Origin of the sequence: Anaeromicropila herbilytica (assembly GCF_016591975.1) — a bacterium.
In the GTDB taxonomy this organism is placed as follows: domain Bacteria; phylum Bacillota; class Clostridia; order Lachnospirales; family Lachnospiraceae; genus Anaeromicropila; species Anaeromicropila herbilytica.
The window spans coordinates 2,761,086-2,782,255 of sequence record NZ_AP024169.1 but is presented as its reverse complement, the minus strand read 5'-3'; the positions used below and the strand labels follow the sequence as shown (position 1 = coordinate 2,782,255).

The following is a 21,170-nucleotide window of genomic DNA, read 5'->3' as shown; positions in this document are numbered from 1 at the left end:
TTGAAAAACCTTCTCAGGGATTAATTACTGAGAAGGTTTTTTGATATTTTACAAATCTCCATATTACCTTCACATAACTGATATATACTGAATAAAAGGACGAAGAAACAAGGAGGTAATTGCGTGAGAACAAAAAAAGAAGTAATCAAAGTATATGACATGACATGTACATCTTGTGAGGCAAGAATAGAACGAGCAGTAAATAAATTAGATGGAGTAATAAAAGCAAAAGCAAGCTTTGCGAATCAAACGTTAGAAATCGAGTATGATACTAGTATCTGCTCAACAGATCAAATCAAGGCATCAATCGTAACTGCTGGTTACCGAACAGAAAGTTCTGGAAGATATAAGATTGCAGGTATCTTTATCATGGTAGCGGCTATATTTCTAATTGGCAATTCTAATAGTGGAGTCGATATGACTTCCAAACTGAATGGTGCTAGCTATTTCATGCTTTTTATTGTTGGTGCACTGACATCCATTCATTGTGTAGGCATGTGTGGTGGGATTATGCTGTCACAGAGTATTAATAAAGAGAGCAAACGTAGATATGATTCCATAAAGCCTGCGCTCTTTTATAATGCAGGACGTGTGGTAGCGTATACAGTCATTGGAGGTATCGTTGGTGCTATAGGATCTGTATTTGCACTGTCCATAACGGTAAAAGCTGGACTTCAAATATTTGCAGGAATCTTCATGATAATGATGGGTCTGAATATGAGCGGATATGGATTGTTTCGTAAATTCAATGTTAAGCTTCCATGGTCATCCTGTTCTGTAAAGAGGAAGATTAAGACTCCGTTTCTAGTTGGAGTTCTAAATGGCCTTATGCCATGTGGACCACTTCAAACCATGCAGCTATACGCATTAGGAACTGGAAGTGCAATCACTGGAGCTATCTCTATGATGTTTTTTGCACTTGGAACAATTCCATTAATGTTAACCTTTGGAGTATTATCTGGGCTATTAAGTAAAGGCTATACCAAGACATTATTAAAATTCAGTGGAATATTAGTTGTAGTATTAGGACTTGTGATGGGAAGTAGAGGTTTGGCTTTAGCAGGCGTATACATACCATCGACTTCAACTTTAGCTGCAACCCTTTCTGGTAATAAATCGGAGGCTTCTGCATCTACGGGAGCGAAAGCAACGATTGAAAATGGCGTGCAAGTGATTCGAATGACAGCAGATGGCGCAGGATATACTCCAAACGGTCTGTATGTTGAAAAGAATAAGCCAGTCAAATGGATTATTGATGGTAAAGCATTAAATTCTTGTAATAGTCAGATTGTTGTACCATCTCTAAACATTCAGAAAAATCTAACCTCAGGAGATAATGTAATTGAATTTACACCAAAAGATAATGATATTAACTTTAGTTGTGGAATGGGAATGATTCGTGGCGTAATTAAAGTAGTTGATAATCTTGATTCGGTAGATACATCAAAACCAGATTCCTCCATACCGACTCCATCCAGTGGAATGTCTTGTTGTACTGGAAATGCAGCAGGAACAACAAATAATACACAACAGACTCCTAGTATCTATGGAAATGATATTAGTAAAGTGAAGACGAATCTATTAATTCATAAAACGAAAGTAACTGAAACGAACCAAACAGCTACCATCAAAGGAATAGGATATGAATTCGAACCTCTAATTCTTGTAGGAACTAAAAATATAGATACTACATTAAGTTTTAATCTGAATAAGTTTGATACACCGACAGGTACTTATTCGATTGTTAATAGTAACTCAGGTGATACACTAACCTCATTTGAAGGAAAAAAAGGAACGATTAAGACAGAAGTTAAGTTTGCTGAAGAAGGTGTCTACGCTATCTTAAAAGATGGAAGTGTATTGGGCATAATTGTTATTGTTGATGATCTAAGTAAAGTTGACTTAGAGCAAATAAGAGCAGATTATCTTAATGGATAATTTAGAAGTTGTTAGATAAAGATAGATAAAGATAGATAAAGATATTGTATATAAAGAAATTACATTAGAAGCGTTACTATTGCAATCTTGAAGGGATGAAGAATAGTAACGCTTTTTGATTATGCTTTGAATGGTTATAAATATATTGGAGGAATGAACTTGAGTTTTATAACAGATTTATTTAATCATTATGGATATGTTGTATTATATATAGCGTTAATGTTAGAACTTATTGCACTTCCAACGCCAGGAGAGACTCTAATGATATACTGTGGATTTCTGGTATATGATGGAAAGCTAAATTGGATATTTAGTATAATAACAGCTGCTGCTGGAGTGATTACTGGGGTTACCATCTCTTATTTTATAGGAAAATTGATGGATAAAAAATTCATTGAAAGGCATGGATCGGGTAGCCATTCGAAAAAATTTGAGAAAGTATCAAAATGGTTTTCTAGATATGGGAATGGTCTTCTTGTAGTATCCTATTTTATTCCTGGGATAAGGCATGTCGCAGGATATTTCGCGGGAATTACCAAAATATCATTTAAAAAGTTTGCAATCAATTCATATATTGGTGCATTTATCTGGACGACTATGTTCATCTCATTAGGAAAGGTCCTAGGGCCAAGTTGGGAACAATTCCATTCATCGTTAAAGATTTATTTTATCATTGGTGGTATTATCGTAGGTGTTATAATAGCAGTTTTTTATTTATATAAAAACTATAAAGAAGAAATCAGGGAATATGTAAAATTGAGATTGGAGTATGGATTAAAGATATTTCATTCTCTGGGTAAAGTAAGATTGGTAGTAATCTGTTTGGCTGTAACTTTGATCGGTTTAGTGGTTCTTACTGCTGGGTTAATACAGGATTTTCTTGCAAATGAATTCGGTAAATTTGATACGATCGTCTATTATCTTACAACTCGAATATTTAATCAGAAATGGACGATTGGCTTCCGATTTATACGATATTTAACTTCATATCCAATGTTGATATTATTAACTGTATTAATAATAATATGGATTAGAGTAAAAGCTAAAAATCGAATTCTTGAAGTGCGATTTTTGATATCGGTGGTTTTAGGAGGTGAAATATTAGAAGAAGTACTTCGAACTTTATTTCATCGCCTAGGGCCAATGGGTATAGGAATTTTAGAAAATACGAAATATACGTTTCCAAGTGAACAGACCTTTATGATATCAGTCGCTTATGGATATGCAGTATTTTTAATTATTAGACATGATAAAAAGGGTTGGCTTAGAAATATGATGATTCCAATTTTCCTATTAATTTGCCTCCTTTCAGGAATTGGACCAGTATTTTTCAATATTCAATACCCAAGTGATGTAGTTGCAGGGTATGTATTTGGAGGTGTATGGCTAAGCATCAATATTATTTTATTAGAAGTGTTCCGTATCTTACCTGAAATTGAAGATGAAGAGAAAGTATAATATATATTATAAAAACGTTGGAGAAAGATGGCCAACGTTTTTTGGTAGTTTGCTTATAATATGATAATTGATATTATAGATTAGCCAGTAATAGCAATATTTCCAGGTAGTTAATCCCTGATAGTCTCATTGTTTCTCTCTGATTATCAGTAAGATGTGTCATGGGGTTAACCCTAATATATATAAAAAAATCTTATTAAATTGTTACGAAATAACTCTTAATAAAAAAATAGTTCATATAGTATGGAATTTAAACTTGTTACAATGTGCTATGAATGATATAATTATCAAAGTTTTAATGCGTTATGAGAAAGGATTAAATATGCAGTATAAATTTAATAAGGAATTATATTTACAAAAAGCTTTAATGAAAGCAGCGTACAGTTTTACTGATAGAGCATATGTCCATTTGGATTGCGATAAATCTTACTATATTGTATCTGTTGATATGAAAGATAATTTAGATGTGATAACAGAAAAAGAATTTCAAAATGAACTATTGGCACAAATGGTTCGTTTGCAAATAAGTCAAGAAACTAAGAGTATTAGAGAGTTAGTTATGGCAAGGGCGTTTGCGTCTTCTATTATTGAGAGTACAGAAGAAGTAATATTACAACCAGAAGAAGCAAAAGAGATCAACATTGAAAAAATTCTAAAAGATTGGTTTGAAATAAATGAGTAAATTATTATTAACTAAAGAGATATTTGACTATCAAGTTCTAAAGAGAGCACAAAGAGACTTTAAAGATATTGCTAATATAACAATAGTGGATAGTTTAGAATATTGGGAATTATTCTTTAAAGATTGTCAAGCTGATGAAAAAGTTGTGTTAGCAGAATACGAAAATTATGTCATTGATATGTTGAATCAAAAGGAGTTGAAAGAATTTTGATAACATACATAAGATTGATTTTACTCCTTTTGGTATGTATTATAATTAGTTTTACTGATATCAAGAGAGGAAAGATTCAAAATCAAACTATTTTTTTCATAAGTGGAATTGGTATTGTTTTTGATTTGATATTTTATATATTTGTGGAACGATCATTAATAGTTTTATTTTTGAGTAATGCAATTTCTTTATTTTTAATTGGAATTATTCTATATGCAGTAGGAATATGGGCAGGAGGAGATTCTAAATTATTAGGAGTTGTGGCTATTATATTTCCAGCAGAGTTATATTGGCATTGTAATTATGCAAATTGTTCACTATTGGCTGTACTTGTACTTGCATTCTTAAGTGGATACTTGTATTTGTTCATTGATTCATTATATTTTGCAATGAAGCATAAGAAAGTAATATCAGTAAAAAAAGGTTTAAATAAAGTAAAAACTTTTTTGCTTGGATATCTGAGAACGCTAGTTTATATAGCTGCAATTAATCAGGTATATAGTTATTTTGTTTATACACATATTCAGATAAATAATGTAATATACTTATCTTTTTTAATGCTTTCTGTAATAGTATTAAACAAATTTATTATTTTTAAAGAAAAGTGTATTGTACTTAGTTTTTTTGTTTTCGATGTTGGAATGGTATTGTTTACAGGTTATGTACCTATTAGTACTAAGTGGGAAAATTATATTTTTATTTTCGTGTTTATGTTAATGCGTATATTTTTTGAGGAATACAACTATGAAGAAATAAATATAGACCAACTTCAGGAAGGAATGATTTTATCCACCACGAGTACATTACATTTTTTACAATCAAAAGTAAAAGGATTGCCTACTATTTCTGATGAGAGTTTAAAATCAAGAATCACGAAAGAAGAATTAGAAAGTATAAAACGATGGAAGAATTCCAAATATGGAAGGAAAACAATAGTTATAGTTCGGAAAGTTCCTTTTGCTATTTTTATTTCAATAGGAATAGTTCTATATCTAATAATAGGCGAGGTGCTTATATGATAATAACATTTGAGGAATATGAATGTGGGGTTATGGTAACATCATTTGCAAAATCGATGAAAGTTCATGAACGGTTATGTAAAGAAGAAAAACCCCATATATATTGGATAGAAAATCAGTTTTTTATGTGGCCACAAAATATTTTATTAAAAATATCAGAAAAAGATAATATAAATTTACTGTCATGTCATGATTTTGATGTTTTTGAGATTAGTTCAGATGGAAAGGCATATTTGTATTATAGTAATGAAACGGTTGATAATGCAATTGTTGTAACAATGAAATGTAATTCAAATTGTATTATGTGTCCTTTACCAGAATCCGTTCGGAGGCAGGGGGGAAATATATCAGTAGATAATATACTGAATGCTATAGAATTAATGCCTTGCAATGCAAGACATCTTACTGTTACAGGTGGAGAACCCTTTTTGATTGGGACAAAGTTATTTTTAATACTGAATGCATTAAAAAGTAAATGTCAAAATACAAGAATTTTATTATTAACTAATGCTAGAGCTTTATCATATGACCCTTTTCTTGAACAATTTTTGCATTCGATTCCCCCAAAGATTGTTTTGGGTATACCTTTACATGGGTATAATGCAAACACCCATGATAATATAACAAATGCTTCAGGAAGTTTTCTGGAAACAACTATTGCATTAAAGAAATTATTGAAAAAAGAGGTACCAGTAGAGTTACGAATTGTTGTGAGTAAGTTGAATGCACAATTTATTAGTAAAATTGCAGATTTGATTATTAAAGAATTTTCGAGTGTTTTCTGTGTCAAAATCATGGGTTTGGAGATGCTGGGAAATGCTGCAAAAAATGAATCTGATGTATGGATTTCATATATAGAGGCATTTAAAGCATCTAAAGAGGCTATTCTCAATTTGATAAAAAACGGGATAGATGTGGGTTTATACAATTTTCCGTTATGTTCAGTAGATCAAAAGTTTCATATGCTTTGCATGAAAAGTATAACGGATTATAAAGTACGATTTACTGAGGAATGTACAGAGTGTACATTAAGAGATGCGTGTGGTGGGGTGTTCGCAGGTACAATACGAATGGCCAAAAATGATTTAAAGGCATGGAGATAATTATGAAAAATTTTTTTAATTTTAAAAGAATATCATCAGATACATTTTTAATTACAAATGATTTTGGAAGATACGTTTTTCTTAAAAAAGATGATTTTTTTAGTATAGTTAATGAAAATGAAGTTAAAGATAGTGAATTAGAAAAGATTTTAATTGATAAAGGCTTTATTTATGAATCGTCTAAGGAAGCGTTTCTTGATAAAGTTCAATATTATATGAAAGATAGTAAGCAATTTCTCTTTAGTAGTACGCAGCTACATATTTTTGTTGTAACAAACACGTGCAACTTACAATGTGTATATTGTCAAGCACAGAATGGAAGTAGTATTCCAAATGGATTTATGGATAAAACAACTGCTAAGAAAGCTGTAGATATAGCATTACAGTCACCATCTAAGGATATTGATTTTGAGTTTCAAGGTGGAGAACCATTATTAAATTTTGAAATTATCAAGTATATTGTAGAGTATTCTAAAGAAAAAGCAGAAGGAAAACATATTCAATATTCAATAGTTAGTAATCTTACTTTACTAACAGATGAGATGATAGAATTTATATTGGAGAACAATATTAATTTATCAACATCATTGGATGGCAATGAGATTTTACATAATTTGAATAGGCCGATGAAAAATGGATTAAATAGTTTTCAGATAGTTCTGAAATCAATTGAAAAGTTAAGACAAAAGGGAATTTATGTGGGTGCAATACAAACAACAACAAGAGAAAGTTTGAGATACGCAAAAGAAATTGTAAATGCATATGTAGACAATGGCTTTTCTACTTTATCATTGCGTGCTTTAACTCCACTAGGATGTGCAAGTGCAAGGTGGAAAGAAATTGGTTATTCACCACAAGAATTTTGTAATTTCTATAAGGAAGCTTTTTTGCATATGATACAATTAAATAGACAGGGTATTGATATAAAAGAAGGACAGGCAAGGGTATTTCTATCTAAGATTTTATATGGAGTAGGTTCTAACTATATGGAATTACGTTCACCTTGTGGTGCTGCAATAGGACAGATGGCTTATTACTGTGATGGCAAGATATATACTTGCGATGAAGGAAGAATGCTAGCTGAGATGGGAAATGATTCTTTTTGCCTTGGGACGGTTGACAATACATATAGTGAATTAATTGACTCACCTCGATGTAAAGTGGCGTGTAAAGCGAGTATATTGGAAACATTGCCAACCTGTTCGGATTGCATATACCAACCTTATTGTGGCGTCTGTCCAGTTGTGAATTTTGCTTCTTATTTGGATGTCTATGAGAAAAGACCCAAGGAATATAAGTGTATGATATATGCTGGAATGTTAGATGTAATATTTAATTTTTTACATTTAACCGAAGAAGAGGATACTGAGATATTAAGGAGATGGATGTAGTGGCTAATGAGGAAAGAACCAAACGTATAAGAATTTTGATTGTCTGTGTTTTAGTTTGTATTTTAATATATGTTGGATTAGAATCTAATTTTTTTTATAGAACTGAACGACAAATAAATTTCAAACTTAATGGTAAAGTTCAGGAGGATAACGGGTACTACACTGGTGATTTAGATTGGGGTATTTTTGAAGGTGAAGGAGTATATACTTATTATGCTGGAAAAACGCTTTCAGGTCATTGGAAAAATGGATTCCTGGAGGGATTTGGCCATGGTACATATAAATCCTTAGGAAAATACAGTGGAGAATTTCATCATTCATTAAGGAATGGCCAGGGAACTTTTACCTGGAATAATGGAGATTTGTATATTGGTGAATGGAAAAAGGATGCTATATCTGGAGCTGGGAAAATTACTTGGGCAAATGGTGATAAGTATACTGGAGAATTTAAGAAAAACCAGATTCATGGTAAAGGTAAATTAAAGCTTGCATCTGACAAAACATATACAGGTCAATACCTTTCGAATGAAATACAAGGTGAAGGTAAATACACATATACTTCTGTGGGTAAATATACCGGAAATTTCTTAGATTCAAAGCGTTCAGGTCAGGGAACTTTTATATGGAAAAATGGTGATATGTATGTAGGAAAGTGGAAAGATGATGCAATCACAGGTAATGGAAAAGTTTCGTTCAAAAATGGTGATGTTTTAAAAGGGACCTTTAAGGCAGGTAAACTAATAAAAGGAGCTTATCATACAGTAACCTCAAAAGCTATCTATACATTAACATTGGATTCGGGAAAAGTTGTATCTGTAAAAATTAAATATTCAAATGGTACTATGTATTCTGGAGAATATGCTAAAAATGCATTTAATGGTGAGGGTACTATCATATATAAAAATGGTGATAAGTATTCAGGATATTTAAAAAATGGGATAAAGCAGGGAGAAGGTTATTATAAGTGGAAAGATGGTTCTAAATATGAAGGGCAATGGAAAAATGATAAGATGAATGGAAAAGGCGTTTATTACTACTCATCCAAAATAAAAGCTTATAAACTTGATGGAAAATTTAAAGATAATAAGCCAAATGGTAATTGTGATTATTATAAAAGCCGAAATGAATCATATACAACTAAATGGAAAAACGGAAAGTGCATAAAATTAGTGGAGTGATAAAATGATAGATAAAGAGATAAAGTTCCCAAAAATAAATAAAGCAATTGAAGATTTTATTAATGATGAAGATGGCAATATTGCAAGGAGTAAGTTAGTGACTATTGGAACTATGTTAATTCTTATGAGTGCAATAGCCGCAAGTGAAGTTCATGTTCTTGCAGAACATGGTTCTCATAGCTCACATGAGTCCCATAGTTCGACTTCCTATATTAGAGATCATTCCAATCATGGTTCACATGACAGTCACGCATCTCATGCAAGTCATACATCACATTCAAATACTGCTTCACATTCAAACTCTGCATATAGCACAGAAGGTGATGTTAGTTATGGACCATCAGTTTCATCTATACCAGGAGTTTCATCTATGCCTAATAGTAATACAACATTTAATGCTGCATCCACAAATGTTGCAGCTACATTAAATGGGATAGATATGTCAATACCTAAAGTACCACATGCACCCAAAGTTCCTGATACAGTGGGACCTGGAGATATTCAAAATGTAGATGTTTTAAGTAAATAATAAGCGAAATTCATCAAATACAGTCATGAAGTACATAGGGATGATGATAACGAGTAATACTAATTTACAACATAGCAGTATTAGGTTATATATTTGAAAACTATGGTCATGAAGTAATTGAAAATTATAGTCCATACGTAAAGGATAACAATAGTGTGTGCATGAGACAGATTATATAAAATTATTAGTTACATAAAAATAAATCAGATATAATCACAATAAAAAATTAAAATCTATTAAAGCTTTGTTAAAAGGCAACTGATGAGATGTTTGATCTATTCAGTTGCCTTATTTATTTGATTTATCAAATTACTAATTTGATAAAAATAAAATAGTATTCTTTATTATAGATTAGTCAGTAATAGCAATATTCCACGATAACACATTGTCCTAAAATCAGGCGCAACGTAGTTTATCCCTGAAAGCTTAATTGCGTCCCTCTGCTTATCAGTAAGATGTGACATAGGGTATAACCCCAATATATATGCAAAAAAGGCTGAAACAAATTCAGCTCTACTTGTATCCGTGGACGATTGAAAATATTTATCTACACTTTCACTGACCGCTCCCATAACTTTTACTACTTTTTTTTTGAATTCAACTAATTTCTCAATACCACTATTATTTTCAAGAACTGTATAGAGAATTGAGAATAATTGAAGCATCTTTTCATGTGATATTAGTAGATCTGTTAGAAGTGTAGAATATTCATCTTTTGACATATGAGATATCTTACTTACCTCTTCTTCGAGGCTAGTCGCCCATTTCAACATTTCGCGTATTAATAGATCCAGAAGAACTTCATCTTTCGTCTTATAATAATTATATATGGTAGGTCGGGTAAAAGATGTTATTTCTGATATTGCTTTAAAATGAACTCCTTCATAACCGTATTGACTAAAAAGTTGATCACAGGCATTAATAATCTCATCCTGTCTACTTATGATCTGTTCTTGTGTTCTCGCTCTTACAAAATCCATGGTATCTTCTCCTTTGTCATAATCATAACATAGAATCTGGTAAAGTACAAGAATGATAGTTGACACGGTGTAAGCTAAGTGATAGAATGTATTTGCTGACACAGTGTCAATAAATAAGACGTATCACACCCTTGATTTGTATGTCGCCAAAGGCGACGGATTGGAGAATAAGATGAAAAAAGTAGCATTAGTAACAGGCGCATCTTCTGGTATAGGAATGGAGACAGCGCTTCAATTGCAAGAACATGGCTTTCAGGTATATGGAGCAGCTAGACGTATGGATAGACTAAGTAATCTATCCGAAAAAGGGATTCAGACAATTACCCTTGATGTAACACAAGAAGATTCCATGGTTGCTTGTGTAAATACAATATTAGAAAAAGAGGGACGAATCGATGTTCTAGTGAATAATGCGGGATATGGCTCCTATGGAGCAGTAGAAGATGTACCGATGGAAGAAGCCAGACATCAGTTAGAAGTGAATCTTTTCGGTCTTGCACGCATGACTCAACTTGTACTTCCATCTATGAGAGCGAATAAGTTTGGTAAAATCGTTAACATTTCTTCAATGGGTGGAAAAATAGTATCACCTTTCGGAGCTTGGTATCATGCAACCAAATTTGCCGTTGAAGGCTTTTCAGATGGACTTAGAATGGAAGTAGCACCATTTGGCATTGATGTTATTGTAATAGAGCCAGGTTGCATTCAAACCGATTGGGGGATCATAGCAGCGAATCATCTAAAAGACACTTCTGCAAATGGAGCATATGCCATATCTGCAAGTAGCGCGGCGGAGGGCTTGATAAAGTTCTATACAGGAAATAGCCTTTCAAAACCTGAACTAGTAGGTAAAACAATACGTAAGGCAGTATTAGCCAGTAAATCGAAAACACGTTATTTGATTGGATATGGAGCGAAACCACTTGTATTTCTAAAACGAATTCTGAGTGATCGTTTATTTGATAAGGTGATTCAGATTATGATGAAATAGATGACATTCGTATCTTGGAAAAGAAAAATCCTCTATAAGTACATATTAAGGTATAAACTAAGATATATTTTGCTTATACGCAATTTTAAAGAACGTAGTGTGGCATATATTTATATATATATTCATTTATTAATTTAACTCAATATGATAGTATATATGTAATAAATAACCAATTTTATAGGAGGAATATCTCATGAAGTATCTAACCAAGGAATGGTATGAATTATCGCAACTGACAGGGTTACATTTTGGCATGGAAGTGAACAATGGTGCTGCAGTTTATGATGAAGAACTCTAGAGTATACAAAGGCGCAGCAGGCAGAGAATATTCCTCGAGATATCAGCGAAAACTTCGGCTTTCACGATTGCAAGGTGAAGGAGTTAACCGTAGGTGAAGATGTTGTTATGTATTTCGACACGCGGGGAGGTTACAACAATCGGAATAAGATTACTTTTGTTGGGTCTGATATCATTAAGCAGGACGAAAACATTGTAGGTAGTTATTGGATCTATGATGAACTCTATCGTATGGAGAGTGGTTATGAAGCGCATATGCTTTTGGCAGGTGAAGAGATGATAGAGCTTATTGTTCGTTGCAATGATATCATAATAGAAGAAGAGTGAAAGTGAGTTTTATATGGCTGGAGAAATTTTCTTGACGTATTATTAATAATAAGGTATTATCAAAATAATTAAATTAAATTGGAGGAGACAATAATGTACTTATCAAATATGCATCATCATAATCATTCAAAAAGTTAGCTTATGAATATTCATGGGCTTGCTTTGTTTGTTATGCCCATGAGATGCTTATTATGGTAAAGGGATTGTCTTTATATATTAATAGCCATCTGGGTATAACCTAGATGGTTTTTTTAATTTAGAGGAGTCTTCTTCGAGTTTCCTATAAATTAAAAAAGCATTTCGTGCAGGATGCACACAAGCGCGAAAGGAAGATTTCGCTAATGCGACCACGTTTGGCTAGGGAGTTTGCATTGAAACTCTTTGTTTTATGGAAATATAAATTATAGATTAGGAGGAAGTTATAATGACATTTATCAAAACACCAGTAAAAGGTATGTGTGATTTATTACCAGAAGATATGAGATTAAGAGAGTATGTACTTTCTATGATAAAAGAAACGTATGAGTTATATGGATTTTCACAAATAGAAACACCTATTGTGGAACACCTTGAAAATCTAACAGGGAAGCAAGGTGGAGAAAATGAAAAGCTAATGTTCCAAATCATGAAAAGAGGAGATGATCTGAAAAAATCTTATGATGATGGAAAAGGGGAACTAGCAGATTCAGCATTGCGCTATGATTTGACGGTTCCATTGGCAAGATATTATTCTAATAATATGAGTAAATTAACAATGCCGTTTAAATCATTACAAATAGGTAATGTCTTTAGAGCGGATAAGCCACAAAAGGGAAGATTTCGTCAGTTTATGCAATGTGACTTAGATATACTTGGTGATAATACTATCTTAGCTGAGATAGAATTGATTGCAGCAACCTCAAATATGTTAACTAATATATTTAAAGAAGTGGGTATTTCAGAATTTACTGTACACATCAATGATAGAAAGATTCTTAAAGCTATTGGGACTTATTCTGGTTTTTGTGAAGAAGAGCTAGATGAAGTATTCATAAGCTTAGATAAGATGGATAAAATTGGTGCAGACAAGGTGAAAGAAGAATTGTTATTTAAAGGTTATCCAGCACAAAATGTGGAAAAGTTTATTTCTATTTTTAATAATAAGAATGAAGAAAGCAGTTGCGAAGATTTTTGTAAATTTTTAACGAGCGATATTGTTGACACACAAATTATACAAAATATAGATAGTATAATTGGTTGCGTTAAAAAGATGATAAAAGGAGAAGTGAAATTGGTTTATAATCCGGCGCTAGTAAGAGGAATGTCATATTATACTGGTACAATTTTTGAGATTAGCATTCCAGGATATAATTTTTCGATAGCGGGAGGTGGACGTTATGATGAAATGATAGGAAAATTTTGTGGTCAGAGTATACCTGCATGTGGTTTTTCTATCGGATTTGAGCGCATTATTACAATCTTAAAGGACAATGCAAAGTTTGCGAATTATAGTAATAAAAAGAGCATCGCTATTTTAATTGATAAGAATATTAATTCTGAAAAAATAATAGAAATATTAGAAGAAGCAACAGCATTAAGAGAAGATGGAAATATAGTTTTAGTACAACCTTTAAATAAAAATGTTAAATTTCAAGTTGAGAATCTTGAAAAAGAAGGATATACAGATATTCGTAAAAAATATAGCTAGGTTGTACTGTGAGGAAATACCTTACTTCGTATACAGTTCCTATGTATGTTGTACCAGAAACTATGAATAGGAGGCTAAATATGGAAGTGTTAAGCTCGTTACAACATAATATGCATCAACTTGTTTTCGAATTTCTTGAACAATCAATTGAAGAAGCTAAGGCTGGTTACTGTACTAACATAGAAATAACTCTTTTGCCAGAAGGTAGAATAAAAATAAGTGATAACGGAAGAGGGTTACCATTATCAGAAGATTTGCACGCAAGTAAAGAAGTACTGGAAAAAATATTGGCGGGAAGCCCAATAACGAATGCAGAATATAGCCAAATGGGGGACCTTATACAAGCAGGTCTACAAACTGTTAACTCATTATGTGAAACCTTGCAAATTACTGTAAAAAGGGATGGGAAAACTTTTCAACAAGATTATATTCGTGGAATTGCTCAACATGAACTTTATATTAACCGTTTAGAAGGTTCTTTGGGTACAGAGGTAATTTTAAAACCAGATACATCAATCTTTGGAAATGAAAAATTTTCTTCTGAGATTCTTAATGAGTGGTTAAAACATAAGATAGGAAATATGGATAACATCAAAGTTGATGTGATAAGTTCTAAAGAATAAAGACTCCTTACTATGCGAGTGCCGCTATTGCTGAAATAGTTCCAATCGAGTTGACACCTCTTAAAATATGCGCTCTAAACCTTTTTAAATACAAAAGGTTTAGAGCGTTTTTAACTTATTTGTTAGTATACTATATTGAATCAATATAATCATAGAAACTTAGTTTATTTATTCCATATATTATGATATTATAGTGTTAGAAATTTACAAACAGGAAGTTAAACGGAGGTGTTTCTAAATATGAAAGTGAAAAGAAATAAGTATAATATTTTTGTAGAGATAGTATGCTTAATTTTACTGATAGGAATAACTATTTACTTAATTATGAATTGGAATAGCTTTCCGGATAAGATTCCAGGTCATTATAATACAATGGGCCAGATTGATAGAATGGGAAATAAGATAGAATTACTCTTACTTCCCGTTATGGCTTGGTTAATCTATATTGGAATAACAATAACGGAAAGATTTCCACAAGCCTGGAATACAGGTGTTACCGTCACAGAAGAAAACAAAGAACGTGTATATCCAGTTTTGAAAAATATGATTAGTACAACTAAATTAATTGTAGTAGCAGTATTTGTGTTCATTACAGTCAATTCTACTGAAGCGAATTCATTACCTGTCTGGTTTCTTCCTACATTTGTATTGTTATTGGTTGGTTCAAGCATATTTTTTATAATTAAGTTAAGGAAAGCAAGTAAATAATATTAGGAGGAACGGTATGGTTGGAACCTCAATTGGTAATTGAGTAAATAAGAGAATATATTGGAGAATCAGATGACAAATGTATACTTAGTTAGGCATGCAGAACCGGATTATTCAAACCATAATGATAAAGAACGTCCATTAACACAAAAGGGTTTAGAAGATAGTAAACTAGTGACACATTACTTAAGTGATAAAGAAATCGATATCATATTATCAAGCCCATATAAGAGAGCAACTGACACAGTTAAGGATTTTGCAGACACTTTAGGGTATCCAATACATATAGAAGAAGGCTTTCGAGAAAGAAAAATAGACAATGATTGGATAGAAGATTTTAATAGTTTCTCTAAGATGCAGTGGAATGATTTTGATTATAAACTTTCAAATGGCGAGTCTTTAAGAGAAGTTCAAAAACGTAATATAGATGCGTTGACGCAAGTGTTGAAGGATTCATCAGGTGAAAATATTGTAATCGGTAGTCACGGTACCGCAATTAGTACGATACTCAACTATTATGATCCAACATTTCATTTGAATGATTTTAATAGGATACGAAATAAGATGCCTTGGATTGTTAAATTATCTTTTCATGATGATAAATTAGTACATAAAGAAGAAATTGATTTATTTAGGAAAGAAAGAATTCGTAAAGCGGTTGGAGCAGTAATAGTTACAAGCGATAATAAATTCTTATTAGTACATAAGGTTAAAATAGGTCAAGAGAATGAAAAAACGATCAATATAAACTCTTGGGACTTCGTAAAAGGTGGCGTACTTGAGAACGAGAAAAGTGCAGATGCAATCAAACGAGAAATTCGAGAAGAAACAGGTATGGAACATATCCTAGTAATGGAAGAGTTATGCGATAAAATATGTTTTGAATTTCCAGATGATATGAAAAAGTTGATTGGATATATACACAAGAAACTTCAATGTATTTAGTTAGAATTGGTGAGTTATCAAGGGCTTTATCTTGTCAAGATCTTGAGATTGACGATTATGTTTTTATTGATAAAGATAAAGTGTATGATAAATTATCACAGTCAGAGACGAGGGAGTTCTGGAATTGTGTGAATCAAGAAATTAGTTAATACTATTTAAGGTTTATGGTTAGCATTTTTCAATTGACGCAGCATCAAAATAGCGTTAATGTAAATAGAAACAAATAATAAAAAAATCATTGATATAAGTAATTAACTTAATAACTCAATCAAATAACTTTATAACCTAAAAAAACAACAAAACCAGGAGGTACAAAATAATGAAGCTTTGTATTGCATTAGCTCCATGCAGAGTCTAATAGGACGAATCCGCATGGAGTATAGAAAATAATAGTCCGAAAAGACTTTGCATCTATTGAGATTACATCAAATTTAAGAGGAGCAAAGTCAATATGAACAGAATAAAAACTTTAATTAAGGAACTTCACAGCTATTTCATTTTATGGATTACACAATCGTTTTCAGCGTTAGGCAGCTCAATGACTAACTTTGCGTTAATTATATGGTCGTATCAGCAACATGGTTCTGCACTAACTACCGCAATGCTTTCGGTTTGTACGTATGCACCTTATGTAATTATGAGCATATTTGCAGGGGCGTTAAGTGATAAGTGGAACAAGAAGATTACATTACTTATAAGCGATAGCTTCGCAGCTCTATGTACGGTTGTCGTGCTAGTTCTATTACAAACAGGTAGGTTGGAGATATGGCATCTGTATTGTCTAAATGCGTTAAACGGATTGATGAATACAGTTCAACAACCTGCTGCCGATGTTACCATTAGTATTCTTACACCCAAAAAGCATTATCAAAAGGCTTGTGGAATGCGTTCTTTTTCCAACTCTCTGATCAACATAATGACGCCAATTATTGCGACGTCATTATTGGCTTTAGCGAACATTCAGGCGGTTATCGCATTTGATTTATTAACCTTTGGAGTAGCTTTTATATCACTATTATGTTTTATAAAAATACCAAAGGTGGAGAATGAATATATCAAAAAAGAATCAGTGATACAATCAGCAAAAAGTGGATTACATTATTTGAAACAAAACCGTGGAATTTTGGATATGATTCTATTTTTGGCTGCGATTAACTTTACTGCCTCGGTATTCGAGGCAGCCTTTCCTGCTATGCTTCTATCGAGAAAGGGAGGTGGAGAAGTAGCACTTGGTATGGTTAATAGTGTTTCTGGCATTGCACTGCTTATCGGTAGCATTGTTGCTTCAATACTACCTACTCCGAAAAGTCGTGTTCGTGTAATATGTAATGCATTATTACTTTCAATGAGTACGGAGAACTTCCTCTTGGCGTTTGGACAATCGGTACCAATATGGTGTGTTGGAGCAGTGCTAGGATGGATCGCAATACCTATTATGAATGCTAATATGGATGTAATATTTCGAAATTATATTCCCATTGATATGCAAGGGCGAGTATATTCAACTAGGAATACACTTCAATTCTTTACAATTCCGATTGGATATTTCTTAGGTGGGATATTAGTTGATAAAGTATTTGAGCCATTTATGGCATCGCATCATACAGATGAGTTATTGGTTGGAATCTTTGGAGCAGGAAAAGGTTCAGGTGCAGCATTTCTATTCTTTTTTCTTGGGATTGTTGGAGTATTGACTTGCTTGATTTTTCGTAGGAATACTCATATATGGAAATTGGAAGAATAGGTGACATCACTATAATTATAAAGTAAAAAAAGGACAGTTTGCCCTCTAGTTATGAGGGCGAACTGTTCATATATATAAGTAATAATTCTATGAAAGAAGGAATAATCATGCAAAACATTCATTCATTTTGTGCTTATAAGATTCCGAATGTGAATCTTGCAGCGACAGGCAGAAGAATAAGAAGTTTGCGTATGGACGCAAATATTTCCGTTGAACAATTACAGAATATCTTTGGATTTAATAATCCTACGACTATTTATAAGTGGGAATCAGGACGTTGTTTGCCAGATATCAATAATATGTTCGTATTAACAAATCTATACGAAGTACCATTAGAAAGCATCTATGTTCTCGGTGATGAGGATGAGGTGCTTTCTCCTTTTTATAGAATTATGGATAAGCATTTTAACAAAATGTTATATCTAGTTAAAAAGTCACGGTATGCTTATACATAGAAATTACTTTTGAATCTATCACCATTCAATTAAACTACAAGTTTATTGATAATAAATGATTGAAGTTATAAAATTAAATTATACATTTCATAATTTTACATATTATACTAGTTTATAATTTCTATCTATAATTGCTATATTAGATTGAGATCAAATAATATAAGTCAATTTACATACAAGAAAGAATTAATTAATCACGATAATAAAATAAAGAATAAAGAGATAGGAGAGCATTATGGCAGAACAAATATTTCAAAAGTTAAATGTGAAGAAGAAAGAATTAGAATGGTTATATGTTCCAGATGTGGAGTATTGTGAATATGAGAATTGCAAGAGGCATCTACAGTTAATTATACCATACAAACGAAATTGGACAGATAATACGAAGTATCCATTGATCTTATTTATACCAGGTTCTGCTTGGCATAGACAGGAGATGTATAATAACATACCAGCTCGTTCCGAACTGGCCAAAAGGGGATTTGCAGTAGCAGAAGTTCAATACAGAGAATCTGATTTAGATATCTTTCCTGCTCAGGTGATAGATGCTAAGAAAGCCATTCGTTTTATTCATTCATTAGCAGAACAATTTCATCTTGATATGGATCATATTTTTATAGGAGGTGACTCATCGGGTGGTCATATTGCACTATTGACTGGATTAACAGCTGCTTATGGAGAACTTGATCTAGATGCAGAATATAATATTCCTTGTAAGGTGAATGGAATTATTAGTTATTGTGCACCAACCGATATGTTTCTTTCAGAAGGAGATGGACCGATAGAAGATCTACTAGGGACAGATGATGTTAATAAGGTTCCTGAACTTGCGAAAAGCGCCTCCTGTGCTACGTATCTATCAAAGGAAAGAAGTATTCCCCCAATATTGATGGTTCATGGCGTACAGGATGGACTTGTTTCTATTGAAAATAGCCGTAATTTCTTCGAAAAGCTAAAAGAGTACGATAAAGAAGTGGAATATTACGAAGTTGAAAATGAAGATCATTGCGCTCCAACTTTTTGGGGAGATGATATATTAGATATAGTTGAGAGATTTGTAAAGAGAAACTGTATATAAAATATCTTTCTATGTGTAAGAAAATTTCTTTTTAGCGTTTGGAAAATATGTATCTTTATGTTACATTGGAGCAGTTTTTTAGAAAGTTAGGTAAAAATTATGGAACAGTATATTTTGGAAATGGTTATTACATCAGTGTTAGGAGTATTTTTGTTTATAGTAGGTATTTTGCTCCTGAAAAAGCATATGATTTCGTTAATTCATAGTTATCATTACACCAATGTAAAAGAAGAGGATAAGATGATTTATACAATCAAAATGGGAAAAGCTTTTATTATTATGGGCATAGGTATATTTTTAACTGGTATAATTGATTGCATAACCACTTCCTTATTTGGATGGCTCTCTTTTACCATAAGTTTTATTTGGGGAATGATATTGGTTGTAAAAGCTCAAAAAAAATTTAATGGTGGTATGTTTTGAAATTAATAGGTATCATTCAAAGGAAAATCATATGAGGTAAAACAAATGAATGTTAAATATGAAGGTAATATTACTCTGGTAGATGAACGGTTTAATATGATTATATCAGGGTTACCCACATTCTCTATATGTAGAATAGACTTATGTATTTATTATTCGTGGTCGGAATGTCCACTTCATTCTTATGCAATATTTAGAGCGGATGGTTCAGGAAACATTGATTTAGATACCATGAAACCAATAAAGGGAAGCTATAAATCGGTGGATTCAATGGGACTTTTCTATGGACTTAAGGATGCAAGAGGAAATTATAAGAGAAGAAAAGAACGGGATTTTACAAAAGAATATATCACTTGCAATTATATTATAAAGTGTCAAGAGGAAGAACATCAGGAAACAATTGTTAGGTATTTTACTTCTGAGACGATACAATGTTTACATATACGCCAAGAGTTTCGAGGTGAATATTATTATCATATTGATAAAGAGACCAGAGATTGTGTGATATTGCTTGGAGGTTCAGAGGGAATAATAAATCCAATCCTTCCAATAGCAGCATGCTTGGCGAACAAAGGATATCAGGTATTGGCACTTCAATATTTTGATCCGGAATCACAAAAAGTTAAAGATTCCATTCAACTGCCAGGAAACTTAGAGTGTATTCCTTTAGAGTATATTGATAAGGCTATAGATTGGCTGATAGAACGAAATGAACAAAATAAAGTATTTATCATGGGTTGTTCAAAAGGAGCTGAATTAGCATTACTTGCAGCTTCGAAGAATAAAAATATTAAGAAGGTAGTTGCAATCGCACCTTCTGCTTATGTATGGCAAGGCATTCCATCGCAGACTTCTTCGTGGAGTACTTCTTCATGGAGTTCAAATGGGAAACCGATTCCTTATATGCCTTTTACAATCGTTAATACATTAGATATTCTGAAAAACAATTTATTTGGATTTCTGAATTTACCACAAGGATTCTTTCTATCATATGAGATAAGCAGAATATTGTCCTTCAACAAAGAACAAAGCCGTATTAAAGTGGAGAATATAGAGGGAGATATCTGTTTGATCGCTGGGGGAAAAGATACAATGTGGAACAGTACTAAAGCAATTCAACTAATAAGAAATAGATTAGATCAGAATGTCGATTCTAGAAAAATATACAAAGATCAATACCACATATATCATAAAGCTGGACATTGCTTTTATCCACCTTTTATTTTCACTACCGATCATGTATACGGAAGCAGTAAATATGCAAATTACAAAGCGAATGAGGATTCATGGAAGCAGATTATCGATTTCTTATGACAACCTAATATAGCATATAATTACATAATTAAGACAATTATAAAACAAGAAAATAGTGCCACACTAAGAATAAAAAGATTTAATTTTCA

Annotated in this window: 22 protein-coding genes; 21 read left to right on the top strand and 1 reads right to left on the bottom strand. The window is 32.3% G+C overall.

Annotated features, from left to right (window positions below; all coding sequences use genetic code 11):
- Positions 1-123 precede the first annotated feature (123 nt).
- From bsdtb5_RS12040 to hxsA3, 9 genes are all read left to right on the top strand, one after another.
- Entirely contained in the window at positions 124-1,938 is a 1,815-nt protein-coding gene (locus tag bsdtb5_RS12040) for an urease accessory protein UreH domain-containing protein (RefSeq protein ID WP_271712232.1), read from the top strand.
- Between the two features lie 159 nt (positions 1,939-2,097).
- A complete protein-coding gene (locus bsdtb5_RS12035) occupies positions 2,098-3,396 on the top strand; it encodes a VTT domain-containing protein (protein ID WP_271712231.1) in 1,299 nt (432 codons plus the stop codon).
- Positions 3,397-3,718: 322 nt separating this feature from the next.
- The gene (hxsD, locus tag bsdtb5_RS12030) at positions 3,719-4,078 is read left to right on the top strand and encodes a His-Xaa-Ser system protein HxsD (RefSeq protein WP_271712230.1); all 360 of its coding nucleotides are present in this window, start codon (positions 3,719-3,721) and stop codon (positions 4,076-4,078) included.
- Positions 4,071-4,289, top strand: a complete 219-nt coding sequence (locus bsdtb5_RS12025; protein ID WP_271712229.1) for an HxsD-like protein — start codon at positions 4,071-4,073, stop codon at positions 4,287-4,289. Before hxsD ends, bsdtb5_RS12025 begins: the two co-directional genes overlap by 8 nt.
- The gene (locus bsdtb5_RS12020) at positions 4,286-5,308 is read left to right on the top strand and encodes a prepilin peptidase (RefSeq protein WP_271712228.1); all 1,023 of its coding nucleotides are present in this window, start codon (positions 4,286-4,288) and stop codon (positions 5,306-5,308) included. The genes bsdtb5_RS12025 and bsdtb5_RS12020 overlap by 4 nt, the downstream gene beginning before the upstream one ends.
- The gene (gene hxsC / locus bsdtb5_RS12015; RefSeq protein WP_271712227.1) at positions 5,305-6,411 is read left to right on the top strand and encodes a His-Xaa-Ser system radical SAM maturase HxsC; all 1,107 of its coding nucleotides are present in this window, start codon (positions 5,305-5,307) and stop codon (positions 6,409-6,411) included. Before bsdtb5_RS12020 ends, hxsC begins: the two co-directional genes overlap by 4 nt.
- A 2-nt stretch (positions 6,412-6,413) precedes the next feature.
- Positions 6,414-7,802, top strand: coding sequence for a His-Xaa-Ser system radical SAM maturase HxsB (gene hxsB / locus bsdtb5_RS12010; RefSeq protein ID WP_271712226.1), 1,389 nt, complete (start codon positions 6,414-6,416; stop codon positions 7,800-7,802).
- Positions 7,802-8,980: a hypothetical protein gene (locus bsdtb5_RS12005; protein WP_271712225.1), complete on the top strand. Its 1,179-nt coding sequence runs from the start codon at positions 7,802-7,804 to the stop codon at positions 8,978-8,980. The genes hxsB and bsdtb5_RS12005 overlap by 1 nt, the downstream gene beginning before the upstream one ends.
- 4 nt (positions 8,981-8,984) lie before the next feature.
- Complete coding sequence (gene hxsA3 / locus bsdtb5_RS12000) at positions 8,985-9,509, top strand: His-Xaa-Ser repeat protein HxsA3 (RefSeq protein WP_271712224.1); 525 nt, start codon at positions 8,985-8,987, stop codon at positions 9,507-9,509.
- Positions 9,510-9,853: 344 nt separating this feature from the next.
- Here hxsA3 and bsdtb5_RS11995 read toward each other — a convergent pair whose 3' ends face one another.
- Positions 9,854-10,489, bottom strand: coding sequence for a TetR family transcriptional regulator (locus tag bsdtb5_RS11995; RefSeq protein WP_271712223.1), 636 nt, complete (start codon positions 10,487-10,489; stop codon positions 9,854-9,856).
- 172 nt (positions 10,490-10,661) lie between these two features.
- On the opposite strand from bsdtb5_RS11995, the gene bsdtb5_RS11990 reads away from it, so the two are divergent.
- The 12 genes from bsdtb5_RS11990 (at position 10,662) to bsdtb5_RS11935 (ending at position 21,081) form a co-directional block, all read left to right on the top strand.
- Complete coding sequence (locus bsdtb5_RS11990) at positions 10,662-11,480, top strand: oxidoreductase (RefSeq protein ID WP_271712222.1); 819 nt, start codon at positions 10,662-10,664, stop codon at positions 11,478-11,480.
- Between the two features lie 372 nt (positions 11,481-11,852).
- Positions 11,853-12,104, top strand: coding sequence for a DUF4085 family protein (locus tag bsdtb5_RS11985; RefSeq protein ID WP_271712221.1), 252 nt, complete (start codon positions 11,853-11,855; stop codon positions 12,102-12,104).
- A 424-nt stretch (positions 12,105-12,528) separates the two neighbouring features.
- The gene (gene hisS, locus bsdtb5_RS11980) at positions 12,529-13,791 is read left to right on the top strand and encodes a histidine--tRNA ligase (RefSeq protein ID WP_271712220.1); all 1,263 of its coding nucleotides are present in this window, start codon (positions 12,529-12,531) and stop codon (positions 13,789-13,791) included.
- 80 nt (positions 13,792-13,871) lie between these two features.
- Positions 13,872-14,414 carry an ATP-binding protein gene (locus bsdtb5_RS11975; protein WP_271712219.1) on the top strand — a complete coding sequence of 181 codons (543 nt, stop codon included), beginning with the start codon at positions 13,872-13,874 and terminating at the stop codon, positions 14,412-14,414.
- Positions 14,415-14,654: 240 nt separating this feature from the next.
- Entirely contained in the window at positions 14,655-15,122 is a 468-nt protein-coding gene (locus bsdtb5_RS11970; protein ID WP_271712218.1) for a DUF1648 domain-containing protein, read from the top strand.
- 72 nt (positions 15,123-15,194) lie between these two features.
- On the top strand, positions 15,195-16,067 hold the full coding sequence (locus tag bsdtb5_RS11965; protein ID WP_271712217.1) for a histidine phosphatase family protein: 873 nt from the start codon (positions 15,195-15,197) through the stop codon (positions 16,065-16,067).
- Positions 16,058-16,216 (top strand): hypothetical protein, encoded by a 159-nt coding sequence (locus bsdtb5_RS11960; RefSeq protein ID WP_271712216.1) that lies wholly within the window; start codon positions 16,058-16,060, stop codon positions 16,214-16,216. Before bsdtb5_RS11965 ends, bsdtb5_RS11960 begins: the two co-directional genes overlap by 10 nt.
- Before the next feature lie 302 nt (positions 16,217-16,518).
- Positions 16,519-17,811, top strand: a complete 1,293-nt coding sequence (locus tag bsdtb5_RS11955; RefSeq protein ID WP_271712215.1) for an MFS transporter — start codon at positions 16,519-16,521, stop codon at positions 17,809-17,811.
- Positions 17,812-17,918: 107 nt separating this feature from the next.
- A complete protein-coding gene (locus tag bsdtb5_RS11950) occupies positions 17,919-18,266 on the top strand; it encodes a helix-turn-helix domain-containing protein (protein ID WP_271712214.1) in 348 nt (115 codons plus the stop codon).
- A 235-nt stretch (positions 18,267-18,501) separates the two neighbouring features.
- Positions 18,502-19,344, top strand: a complete 843-nt coding sequence (locus bsdtb5_RS11945; protein ID WP_271712213.1) for an alpha/beta hydrolase — start codon at positions 18,502-18,504, stop codon at positions 19,342-19,344.
- A 99-nt stretch (positions 19,345-19,443) separates the two neighbouring features.
- The gene (locus bsdtb5_RS11940) at positions 19,444-19,767 is read left to right on the top strand and encodes a DUF3784 domain-containing protein (protein WP_271712212.1); all 324 of its coding nucleotides are present in this window, start codon (positions 19,444-19,446) and stop codon (positions 19,765-19,767) included.
- 45 nt (positions 19,768-19,812) lie between these two features.
- Positions 19,813-21,081 (top strand): acyl-CoA thioesterase/bile acid-CoA:amino acid N-acyltransferase family protein, encoded by a 1,269-nt coding sequence (locus tag bsdtb5_RS11935; RefSeq protein WP_271712211.1) that lies wholly within the window; start codon positions 19,813-19,815, stop codon positions 21,079-21,081.
- The last annotated feature ends 89 nt before the right edge of the window (positions 21,082-21,170 follow it).